Here is a 10,993-nt window from a genome sequence, read left to right on the forward strand (position 1 = left end):
ACCGCTCTGAGCCGGCCGGGAGCCGCCCCCGCGGCACGACCGCCCGTGGCCGGCCGCGACGAAGTCACTCATCTCGCGTCCCCCGCTCTCAACTCCCGCACCGACCCCCGTCTCGCCGACCACCACGCCTGGCCGATCCCCATCCCCACCGCCAGCAGCAGCACGGCCGCCGCCGGCAGCACCAGGGACAGGGCGTCCGTGCGCAACTGCGCCTCGGCCGAGGAGGGTTCCGCCGAGGGGAGGGCGATGGCCGTCAGGTCGATGCCCGGGGACAGGAGGCGGATGGTGGCCCAGCCCGTGAGGGTGCCTCCCAGGGCGGCCAGGATCGCCTGCGGCAGGGACTCCAGGATCAGCAGGCGGCGGCCTGCCGCCCGGGTCAGGCCCATCGTGCGGAGGCGGGCCAGCAGGGCCGTGCGTTCGGGGGCGGTGCGCAGGAGGGACAGGAGGAGGGCCAGGACCGCGTATCCGGTGCCGGCCGCCACCGCCGCCGCGTAGACGCCTTCCGCGCCGGTCTGGAGGGGGGAGTCGACGTAGTGTCGCCGTTCCTCGGACCACAGGTGCACGGACGCGTCCTTGGGGGCCGCCTTGCGCAGAGCGGTCCCGTCCAGGCCCTTCCCCGTCAGCAGCAGGGTCGTCGGCCGGGCCACCACAGGGCTCAGCGCCTTGCGGTTCACGATCAGGAAGTCCGAGCCCGTCACGGCCGAGGTGCGGTCGATGACGGTGGTGATGCGGACCGTGAGCGAGGTGCCGTCCGGGAGGAGGACCAGGAAGGGGCTGGTGCCGTACGTCCGGGCGGTGTCCGTGGAGGCCACGGCCGGGACGGGGGCGCCGGCGGTCCCTTCTGCCAGCCGGGCCGCCGCGAAGGCACCGATGTCCGTCCGGGACGACAGGGCCGCGTAGTCGGCGGGGTCCACGCCGACCAGCGGTATCGAGGTGAACCCGTTCCCCGGTTTCGCGTCGTACGTGACGCTCACCGCGGACAGATCACTCACCCCGGGTGAGCGGCGCAGCCGGTCCGGCAGCTCCGACGGGAGCGGCGTCGCCGTCTCCACGCGCGCGTCGGCGCCGACCGCGAGCAGGGCCGCGTGGTCGCGGGCCTCCTGCACGCCCGCGAGGACCGAGCCGCCGAAGGCCGCCGTGGTCAGGGCGGTCAGCAGGGCGAGGAGGGGCAGGACGGCGGAGGCCGAGGTGCGGCCCGCGCGGGCCAGGGACAGATGGGCCAGGGCACCGCGCAGGCGGGCGGCCGGGCGGGCCAGGCCCCGCAGGGGGAGCGGGTACAGACGGACCAGGACCAGGGCGGCGATCACGCCCACCAGCACGGGCGCGAGGGAGACGAGGTCGTCGGAAGCGCCCGGCGTCGTGCCCCGGCGGCGCAGCGACTCCACCGCCCCCGCCGCCAGTACCAGCAGCGTCAGCTCGGCGACCGTACGGCGCCGGGACGGTCGTACCGAGGCGACGTCCTCGCGGCCGGTGTGGACGCGGACCACGCGGTGGGCGGCCGTCGCGCGGAGGGGGAAGGCCGCGCAGGTGACGGCGGTGACCGCCACGGCGGCCGCGATCGCGTACCGGAAGCGGCCCTCGGGGACCGCGAGCAGCGCGGCGGCCAGGCCCAGGGCGCCCGCGGGGACGGCGACGACCGCCGTCTCGGCGAAGAGGCGGGCGGTGAGACCGCGCAGGGAAGCGCCGCGGGCCCGCAGCAGGGCGAGCTCGGTGCGGCGGCGGTCGGCGATGAGGCCGCCCGCCATCAGGAGCACGACGGCGGCGACCGTGCCGGTGCCGACCGCGGCGATCGCGACCAGCGGGGCGACCCCCTCGCGGAACCGGTCGTAGGCGATGAGGACCTCGTCGAGGTCGGTGAGGACCTCGGTCTGGCCGGTGATCTGCGTCAGCTCGGTCACCGGACCGTCGATCGACAGACGCAGCTTCCGCAGTGCCGGACCGGCCTCCAGGGAGGCGAGCGCGGACCGCAGGCGCGGGGCGTCGCGGGCCCGCAGCGCCTGCTCGGAGGGCGCCAACTGCCAGTAGGGCTCCGGCAATCCCGGGGTGGCCAGCATGATGGGGGCCGCCTCGGGGGCGATGAGCAGGGCGCCGAGCCAGTACATGTCCACGGACGGCGCGGGTTCGCGGATCAGGGACGGGCTGCGCAGGATGGGGTGGGTGGACCAGTAGGCGCCCTTCGGGGCGTGCGGGCGGACGATGCCCGTGACGCGGATGGGGAGCGTACGGCCGGCCGCGGGTGTGTGGATCACCGAACCGACCTTGATGCGGAGAAACTTGGCGGTCTCCGCGGTGACCGCCGCCTCCACCTCGGGAGTGGTGGCGGTCACCTCGTCGTCCGCACGCGGCAGGCGGCCCCGGACGACCGAGGAGTGGGCGCCGAGACCCGCTTGGGCGACCAGGGTGACCTTCGCGGGCTTGCCGGTCGGCCTCGGCAGCCAGGGGTCCTCCGCCGTGAGGTTCGCGGTGGTGCGCACGCCGTACGTCGACTGGCCCGCGTCGAGGGCGAGCGCGCGCGGGACCCGGGCGCGGACCTTGGCGTACTGCGCGGCGAGCACCCCTGGGCGCAGCACGTTCTCGCGGTCGTGCGGCGTCAGCATCGGGGACGGCTGCGGGGCGAACACCTCGATGCTGGTCCGGTCGGGGCGGGCCTGTTCGACGGCTCCGCGCAGTCCGGCGTCCTCGTAGCGGTCCACCGCCCGTGGGAACGCTGCCGCGAGGCACGCCGTCAGCGCGACCAGCAGCGCGAGCCAGAGCGCGGTGCCGGGCGCTGTCCGCAGCCGGGTGCGCACCCAGGGCACGGTCTCCCGGGTGACGCCCGGCTCGGCTGTCCTGAAAAACCTCATCTCACTCGCCCCCCTCACGCAGCGCGCGTGCCGGATCCGCCCGCCGCAGTGCCAGCGCCGCCGTGACCAGGAGCGGGGCGAGGGCCACCGCCGCCAGCAGCGCGGCCGCCTGCGGGAGCGGGAGCTGGACCAGGACCCGCGGGACCGGTCTGGCAGCCTCGTCCGTCAGCACGATCAGCGGGACCACCGCCCGGGTCAACGCCGTGCCCAGCAGCGCGCCCACCAGCAGCGCCAGCACCACCAGGACGCCCTGCTCCACGGCGACCGCCCGGGCCAGCCGCCGCCGCGTGGCCCCCAGGGCGCGCAGTACGGCCAGCTCCGCGCCGCGTTCCCGCAGCGACCCCGCCGCGCTCACCGCGAACCCGACCGCGGCCAGCGCCGCCGCCACCGCGGCCGCCGCGGCGAACGCGGCTTCGGGGCCCGCGCCGAACGGGTCGTCGCGCAGCTGCCCGGAGAGTTCGTCCCGCACCACGACCTGGGCGGGGTCCATGTCGGGCCGGGCCCGCAGCGCCGCCGCGACCTTGCCGGACGCACCGGGCTCCGTCGTCAGCCACCACTCGGTCGGCTCCACTCCGCGGCCGCTCTGCGCCTGCAGCCTCCGGTTCACGGTCCGCAGATCGACCAGCAGGGCCCCGCCGCTGTCCGTGACGGTGGGCAACTCCCGTATGGAGCGCACGATCCGCACCGAGACCGTCTCGCCGTCCAGCGGCACGTCCAGGCTGTCCCCGACGGCCGCACCCGCCGAGGTGAGGAAGCGCTCGGTGGCGACGGCCGTGATCCTGGCGGGCACCGGCTGCGGGGCCTCCAACCGGACTGCCAGCGTCCCCGAGCCGGAGGTGTCGTCCCACGGGACGGTCCCGGTGCCGTAGTCCACGCTCAGCCGCCCCGGTTGCGAACTCAGGCGCGGTGCGGGGGGTTTGTCCTCGGCGTTCAACGTCGAACTCGCCCCGTCGCTCTGCGAGTGGGCCGTCCAGCCGGTCGGCAACGGCAGCCGTCGTACCGTCCCGTCGGTGCCCGTGGCCGCCAGCTCGCTCAACGTGAAGCGCTGTCGGTCGGGCGTGTCGGCCGGGACGGGAACGGCCAGTTCCAGGGCGGTGAGGGTCAGCGGGCCCCCGGACACGTAGACGTCCAGCGCGTGGGCCCGGCCGTCGCAGGGGAGTTGACCGGCCGGGATCCGGAAGGGCGTGCCGTAGCGGTCCACCAGGGTGACGGTGACCCCCGTCGTACCCCCGTCCTCACCGCGCAGGGTCGCCGTCAGCCGCAACCGGGCCGTGTCCGCGGGCACCTTCAACCCCGCGGTCGAACCCTTGGGGGCGAGCGTCTGGAGGAACGGTCCGGAGTGCAGGTCGGGGCGGATCAGCATGGAGGCGCGCGAGGTGTCCAGCGCCAGCACCGTCGCCACCTTGCTGCCGGACAGCGGCAGTTCGGACCGGGCGGCGGGAGCGGTCTGCCGTACGCCCGCCACGGCCGCGTACTGCTCGGTGCGGCCGAGCCCCGCGTCCCCGGAGACCAGCACCCGCACCGGCGCCCCGGCCCGGAAGTCCGCCTGGTCGGACTGCGAACGGTCCCAGGAGGCGCTCTGCCCGATCGCCAGCATGCCCAGCGCCATCGCGAGGACCAGCAGCAGCACCGGGCCCGCCCCGCGCATCGGGCGGCGGGCGATCTGCCAGCCCGCGAGGGCCGCGGTCAGCCCGCGCCCGCCGGTCGCCCGGCGTTCGGCGAGCCGGGCCAGCGGCGGCAGCAGCCGCAGCGTCAGGACGGTCCCGGCCAGCAGCGCGAGCGCGGGCGCCGCCACCAGCAGCGGATCCACGCCCAGCGTGCCGGCGGTGTCGTCGGACACCGCACCGGAGGTCTGGCGGCTGAGCTGGAAGTACGCCACGGCGGCCACGGCCAGCAGCCCGAGGTCCGCCCCCGCGCGCACCGCACCGGGCAGCGTCCGGGCCCGGCCGCGCGCGAACGAGGAGGTCAGCGCGGGCAGGGTCACCGCCAGCGCACACCCGAGCGCCACCGCCCCCGCCACCAGCCACACCCCGGGCCGCCCGCCCGACGGCACCTCCAGATGCAGCCCGATCCGGGCCAGCGGTCCCCGCCCGGCCAGCATCCGCGTCAGCGGGCCCGCCAGCAGCGGCGCGCACAGCAGCGCGGGCGCCGCGAGCAGCGCCCCCTCCAGCGCGGCCAGGCCCGCGATCCGGGCACGGGAGGCGCCGCGTGCCAGCAGCAGCCGGCTCTCGCCTGTGCGCTCACTGCTCAGCAACCCCGCCACCAGCAGCAGGGCGCAGCCCGCGAGGAGCACCAGTTGCAGGGCCACGATCAGCAGGGTCGAGCGGGAGACGAGCAGGGAGCGGTCGGTGCGGTCGAGGACCTCGGGCAGCGAGGTCGACGCGGTCGTGGCCCCGCCGAGGGAGGACTCCTTGCGCAGCGCCGCGTTCCCCGCGACGGCCGTCTTGCGTAACGCGTCCGACCGGGCGGTCGTCACCGCCGCGAAGTCGGCCGACGCCAGCCACCCCGACGTCCCGACGCTCACCGTCCCGTCGGCCAGCACGCCGGGATCGGCGAGCAGGGGGCCGTACGTCGTGAAGTCGAGCTTGTTGATGCCCCGCCCGTGCAGCTCGTCGAGGAGCCAGTACGGATCGTCGGCGCGGACGGGCCGGTACAGGCCGGTCACCGTGACCCGCACCGCCGGGCCGCGGAACCGGTCGGCGAGGGTGAAACGGGCGCCGGGGCCGAGGTGGAGGGTGCGGGCGGCGGCCTGCGGGAGCGCCACCTCGACCCGCCCCTCGGACGGCCGCGGCAGCCGCCCCTGGACCAGCCGCAGCCGGCTGCGGTCCAGTGCCGCGAAGTGGGTCAGGTCCGGGTCCCCGGACCGCTCCGACTCGGGCTGCAGCGACCGCGGCAGCGCGTACGGACCCGACCGCAGGAACGTCCGCACGGTCACCGGCAGCCCGTCGAACGCCCGCCGCGCCACGTCGCGTACGGCGGTGTCGGCGGCCGTACGACGGTCCTCGGGCACGTCGGCCTTGACGACCAGCGCGGTGTCGGCGGCGTTGCGCGGGTCCTGGAGGGAGTGGCGCAGGGCCGCGTCACCGATCGCGCCGGAGTAGGCGGTGAGGGTCGCGAGGACCGCGGTGGTGAGCAGGACCGTGAGCAACGCGGCGGCGAGCAGCAGCCGGTGCGCCCGCGCACGCAGGAACACGAGACGTGCGATTCCCCCGAACCCCGTCACCCGGCCCCCCGCCGTGTTGTGCCAGATCTCCGGCGAGGATGTCAGAGGGGACGGTCAGGGGTAAGCGCTTGTAGCGCGGGCTTGACCGGATCGTGACCGGAATCCGGCGCCGTGCGACCGGAATCCGGCAATCAGTGAGCGGTGGTCACCCAGCGGTGATCAGTCGGCCGTGTTCACCATCGAAGCGGCCGCGTACGTCAGGTAGTCCCACAGCTGCGTCGCGTGCGCCTCGGACAGACCGAGTTCGTCGACGGCGTCCCGCATGTGCCGCAGCCACGCGTCGTGCGCCTCGCGGTTGACGACGAAGGGGGCGTGGCGCATACGCAGCCGGGGGTGGCCGCGGTTGTCGCTGTACGTCGTGGGGCCGCCCCAGTACTGCATGAGGAACAGCGCGAGGCGCTCCTCGGCCGGGCCGAGGTCCTCCTCGGGATACATGGGCCGCAGGACCGGGTCCTCGGCGACCCCCTCGTAGAAACGGTGGACGAGGCGGCGGAAGGTCTCCTCCCCGCCGACCTGCTCGTAGAAGGTCTGCGTCTGAAGCGTGCCGCGCCGGATCTCTTTCACGTCAACCATGGTCTCAGACCGGGTGGACGAGGACTCAAGGCTTAGGACCTCCCCTGCCCAGGGTGCAGAGTGGAGGTATGGGCGCGCACGCTCTCGACAGGGATCTCACCGAACTCGCCGCCTCCGCGCGGGCCGCGCTGGTGCGGGAGATCGACGCGAGCGGGGCCTGGGCCACGGACCCGGCATGGCGGGAGGCCTTCGAGGCGGTGCCCCGGCACCTGTTCGTGCCGTACTACTACGTCGGCACCAGGGGAGGCCACGAGCGGCGCTGGGGCGAGAGCCCGGACCCCCGCAGCCGGGAGAAGTGGCTCCGCGGGGCCTACGCCGACGCCCCCCTCGCCACCCGGCTGCGCGACGGCGAGCTGGTCTCCTCCAGCAGCCAGCCCTCGCTGATGGCCTTGATGCTGGCCGAGCTGCGGGTACGGCCCGGCGACCGGGTCCTGGAGATCGGCGCCGGCACCGGCTACAACGCGGCCCTGCTCGCGCACCGGCTCGGCGACGACCGCGTCACCACCGTCGACCTGGAGCCCGAGATCACCGAGGCGGCGCGCGGACACCTGGCCGCCGCCGGGTACCACCCCGTCGTCGTCACCGGCGACGGCGCGCGAGGGGTGCCCGAACACGCCCCCTTCGACCGGATCATCGCCACCTGCACCCTGGCCTCGGTCCCGACCGCCTGGCTCGCCCAGTGCCGCCCCGGCGCGCGCGTCCTGAGCCCGCTCGCCACCGGCCTGATCGCCCTGACCGTGCGGGACGCCGGGCATGCCCAGGGGCGGTTCCTGCCCACGCCCGCCTACTTCGTGCCGTTGCGTGGCGCGGACCGGCCGGACGAGGAGCCCGCGCACCTCGACGGGATTCCGGGCCCGGCCCGGGACAGCGATCTGTTCCGCTTCCTGCTGGCTCTGAGCCGCGGCAGCCTCGAACCGCGGGAGGCGCACGCGCTGTGGGAGCGCGAGGACCGGCCGCGTCGTGAGCGGTACGGCATCACGGTCAGCGGAGAGCGCGAGTGGGCGTGGCTGGACGACCCGGAGGGACCGTATGCCTGGCCCCTCCGGTGACGTGGCCGTTCGCTAGCCGCGGCGGATCGTGATCGTCGTCCAGGCGCCGACGTGCACCCGGTCGCCGTCCTGGAGCGGCACGGGCACGAACGGCGTGATGGGCTCCTCGGCGCCGTTGACCGTGGTGCCGTTGGTCGAGTTCTGGTCGACGACCGCCCAGGAGCCGTCCGGCTGCTGCACCAGCACCGCGTGCTGGTGCGAGACGCCCGGGTCCTCCGGCGGTACCGACAGGTCGACGTCGGGGGTGTCGCCGGTGGAGTGCCGGCGGCGGCCGATGGTGACCTGGTTGCCGGTGAGGGCGCGCTGCTGCTCGGGGGAGTACGCGGGCAGGTTCAGGCCCGCGGCCTCGGGGCCGGAGCGCTGCATCATCGCCATGAAGTAGTCGCGGTCCGGGCCGATGGTCGCCGTCCAGGTCGCCGGCTGCTGCGGGAAGGACGGGCCGGGGGGCGCGGGCGGGGCCTGGGTCGAGCCGGGCTGCGGGTAGCCGTAGCCGCCGCCACCGGGACCACCGGGACCGCCCGGACCTCCGGGGGCGTTGGAGGACGGCGGGGAGATGACCCAGTCGTCGGCGCCGCCGCCGAAGGGCGGACCGCCCGGCCGGTGGGTCTCCTGCGGGAAGGCGGGCGGGGCCGATGCGCCCTGCGCCTGGAAGCCCTGGGGGGCACCGCTCGTGGCACCGGGGCCGGCGGGCGGGGTCGGGCCCGGGGGCGGCGGGACCGGGCGGGAGGGGTCCGCGCCGAAGTTCGGAGGACCGCCGGGTCCGCCAGGTCGGGACGGGTCGCCGGGGAAACCGGAGGGGCCGGGACCGCCGGGACCGCCAGGTCGGGACGGGTCGCCGGGGAAGCCCTGCGGGCCTCCGGGACCGGACTGCCCGGGGCCACCCGGACCGGGCTGGGTGGGAGGACCGCCGAAGCCCTGCGGGCCGGGGCCGCCGGGGCCACCGGGACCGGGCGGGGCCTGGTTGGAGCCGGGCTGGGGGTAGCCGTAACCGCCGGGGCCGCCGGGACCACCAGGGCCGGGCTGGCCACCGGGACCGCCGGGGCGGGACGGGTCGCCGGGGTAACCGGAGGGGCCGGGGCCGCCGGGACCACCGGGGCCGCCCGGGAAACCGGAGGGGCCGGGTGCGCCGGGGCGTCCGGGATCACCCGGGAAACCCTGCCGTCCACCGGGGCCGGACTGGCCGGGACCGCCGGGGCGGGACGGGTCGCCGGGGAAACCGGAGGGGCCGGGGCCGCCCGGACCGCCCAGACCGCCAGGACCACCCGGAAAACCGGAAGGAGCGGAGGAACCAGGGCCGCCGCCGGGACCGCCGGGTCGGGACGGGTCGCCGGGGAAGCCCTGCGGACCTCCGGGACCGCCAGGGCCACCGGGCCCACCCGGACCGCCGCCGGGACCGCCCGGACCCGGGCGCCCCGACGGCTCCGAGCCGAACGGGATCGGTTCTGCGGGGCGGTTCACCTGGGACGGGCGCGAGCCCTGGTACTCGTACGAGTCACCGCCGCCGCCGAAGGACGGACCGGGTCCGGGCGGCTGCTGCTGGAAGTGCGAGGGCGGCCCGCCGGAGCCGGCCGGCGGGCGCGGGGCGGCCGGGGTGTACGAGGTCGCCGTGTTCGTCAGGAAGTTCCACCGGCACTCCTCGCAGAAGGGCGCACCGCCCTCACGGGGCGTACGGCACTGCGGGCAGAGCTCCGGCTCGGGGTCCGGTACGGCGGACAGGTGCTGGCGTCCACCGGGCTGGCCCCCGGGACCGCCGGGCTGCGGGAAGCCGTAGCCGCCCGCACCTGGACCGGGCGGCGGCGGAGGGGGCGGAGGCACGGCACCGGCCATGCGGTGACCGCAGACCTCGCACCAGTCGTCGGAACCCGACTGGTGTCCGTTCGGGCAGGTCGGCATGTCGGCGCTTCCCCCTCTCGGATCAGGGAACTTCTACGTCGGTAACTGTCTACTTCTTTACGCGAACTGTCTTTGTCGACCGGGTCTCGAGAGTCATCTCGTCGGCCTCCTGGACCTTCGCCTTCAGTCGCACAGTACCTGTCGTGGCGTCGACCACGTCGACCACCTTCGAAAGCAGTTTCGCAGTATCGGCGTTCCCCGAGTCGTTCGCGAGCTGAACGGCCCGGCCCAGTTTGGCCGTTGCTCCATCGAAATCGCCCGCTTTGCGCAGATCGAGACCTTGTTGGATGGCTTGCGCCAGTTCGGCCTGGCCGGTGTAGTGGGCGACTTGGGGGTTGATCGACGTCGAGGCGACCATGTCGTCGGTCCACACGGCCCTGACGAGACCCTGTGCGCCCAGGTTCTGTGTGCCGCCGTCGGGCTGCGGGATGACCAGGGAGACCCGGGCGGCGAGCATCTCCTGGCCGATGTTCGCGGCCGGGACCTCGACGCAGACGTGGTAGTCACGGGACTCGTCTCCCCAGGAGCCGGTGGGGTAGTCCCCGGCGCGCGGGCCGGCCTCGGTGCGGCGGTCGGTGAGCTGCTCGACGGTGGGCGCGACCTGCTTGACGAACTTGATGGCGGTGCCCACCGGGGTCCACACCCGCAGGGCGACGTCGGCGACCTCCTTGCCCATGGCCGTCTCCATCATCTGCGTGAAGTCGGCGGCGAGGGCGGCCGGGTCGGCGACGATGTCGGCGGTGCCGAGCAGGGCGGAGGCGATCCCTGTGACTTCTTTCACTTCCCAGTCGGTGCCCACGCCCCGGGCGTCGCAGGTGAAACGGCCCGCGCAGGCGTCGAGGGAGGCCTTGAGGTCCTCCGGCGACTCGTGTTCGTTGCGCCCGTCGGTGAGCAGGATGCCGTGACGTATGGCGACGTCCGCCGAGGACAGCAGGCGGTCGGCGAGGCGCAGCCAGGTGCCGATGGCCGTACCGCCGCCCGCGCTGAGCTTGCGCAGGGCCTGTTTGGCCTGGTCACGGGTGGTGGCGTCGGCGATCGCGAGGCGGCCGTCCCCCGGATACACCTCCTTGGCCACGTGGGTGCCGCCGATCACCGCGAAGTGCACACCGTCGCGCAGGGTGTCGATCGCGGCGGCCGTGGCGTCGCGGGCGTTGCGCATTTTGGCCCGCGGGTAGTCCATCGAGCCCGAACAGTCGACCATGATCGCCACCGCCGCCGAGGGGCCCTGCCCCGCCGACCAGAGGTGCGTGGCCGCGACCGCGCTTCCGATCGTGCCGCCGCCGGTCGCGGTGACCGTGACGATCGCGTTGACCTCGCGGCCGCCCTCGGGCAGGTACTCGTTCTGGTAGACGTCCATCGCGAACTGCGGCACGTTCGACTTCGAGAAATTGGCCATGCCTACTCAAATCCCC

General features: G+C 75.2%; 6 protein-coding genes. 1 reads left to right on the plus strand and 5 read right to left on the minus strand.

Features of this window, described 5'->3' with window-relative positions; translation table 11 throughout:
- Positions 1–68: 68 nt before the first annotated feature.
- The 3 genes from ABZT02_RS13695 to ABZT02_RS13705 form a co-directional block, all read right to left on the minus strand.
- A complete protein-coding gene (locus ABZT02_RS13695) occupies positions 69–2,843 on the minus strand; it encodes an FtsX-like permease family protein (RefSeq protein WP_356017424.1) in 2,775 nt (924 codons plus the stop codon).
- Position 2,844: 1 nt separating this feature from the next.
- A complete protein-coding gene (locus ABZT02_RS13700) occupies positions 2,845–6,036 on the minus strand; it encodes an FtsX-like permease family protein (RefSeq protein WP_356017426.1) in 3,192 nt (1,063 codons plus the stop codon).
- 189 nt (positions 6,037–6,225) lie between these two features.
- The gene (locus ABZT02_RS13705; RefSeq protein WP_356017428.1) at positions 6,226–6,639 is read right to left on the minus strand and encodes a globin; all 414 of its coding nucleotides are present in this window, start codon (positions 6,637–6,639) and stop codon (positions 6,226–6,228) included.
- A gap of 68 nt (positions 6,640–6,707) precedes the next feature.
- Here ABZT02_RS13705 and ABZT02_RS13710 point away from each other — a divergent pair, with 68 nt between their 5' ends.
- Positions 6,708–7,688, plus strand: coding sequence for a methyltransferase domain-containing protein (locus tag ABZT02_RS13710; protein ID WP_356017430.1), 981 nt, complete (start codon positions 6,708–6,710; stop codon positions 7,686–7,688).
- A 12-nt stretch (positions 7,689–7,700) separates the two neighbouring features.
- Here the strand turns inward: ABZT02_RS13710 and ABZT02_RS13715 are convergent, their stop codons facing one another.
- Together ABZT02_RS13715 and ABZT02_RS13720 are read right to left on the minus strand one after the other, a co-directional pair.
- Positions 7,701–9,581: an FHA domain-containing protein gene (locus tag ABZT02_RS13715; protein WP_356017433.1), complete on the minus strand. Its 1,881-nt coding sequence runs from the start codon at positions 9,579–9,581 to the stop codon at positions 7,701–7,703.
- A gap of 49 nt (positions 9,582–9,630) precedes the next feature.
- Positions 9,631–10,977: a VWA domain-containing protein gene (locus ABZT02_RS13720; RefSeq protein ID WP_356017435.1), complete on the minus strand. Its 1,347-nt coding sequence runs from the start codon at positions 10,975–10,977 to the stop codon at positions 9,631–9,633.
- Between the last annotated feature and the right edge of the window lie 16 nt (positions 10,978–10,993).

Source organism: Streptomyces sp. NPDC005402 (assembly GCF_040606575.1).
Lineage (GTDB): Bacteria > Actinomycetota > Actinomycetes > Streptomycetales > Streptomycetaceae > Streptomyces.

Excerpts from the sequence above, each read along its gene's own strand:
- ABZT02_RS13720 (WP_356017435.1), bottom strand. The coding sequence starts at position 10,977 with ATGGCCAATTTCTCGAAGTCGAACGTGCCGCAGTTCGCGATGGACGTC.
- ABZT02_RS13710 (WP_356017430.1), top strand. The coding sequence starts at position 6,708 with ATGGGCGCGCACGCTCTCGACAGGGATCTCACCGAACTCGCCGCCTCC.
- ABZT02_RS13715 (WP_356017433.1), bottom strand. The coding sequence starts at position 9,581 with ATGCCGACCTGCCCGAACGGACACCAGTCGGGTTCCGACGACTGGTGC.
- ABZT02_RS13695 (WP_356017424.1), bottom strand. The coding sequence starts at position 2,843 with ATGAGGTTTTTCAGGACAGCCGAGCCGGGCGTCACCCGGGAGACCGTG.
- ABZT02_RS13705 (WP_356017428.1), bottom strand. The coding sequence starts at position 6,639 with ATGGTTGACGTGAAAGAGATCCGGCGCGGCACGCTTCAGACGCAGACC.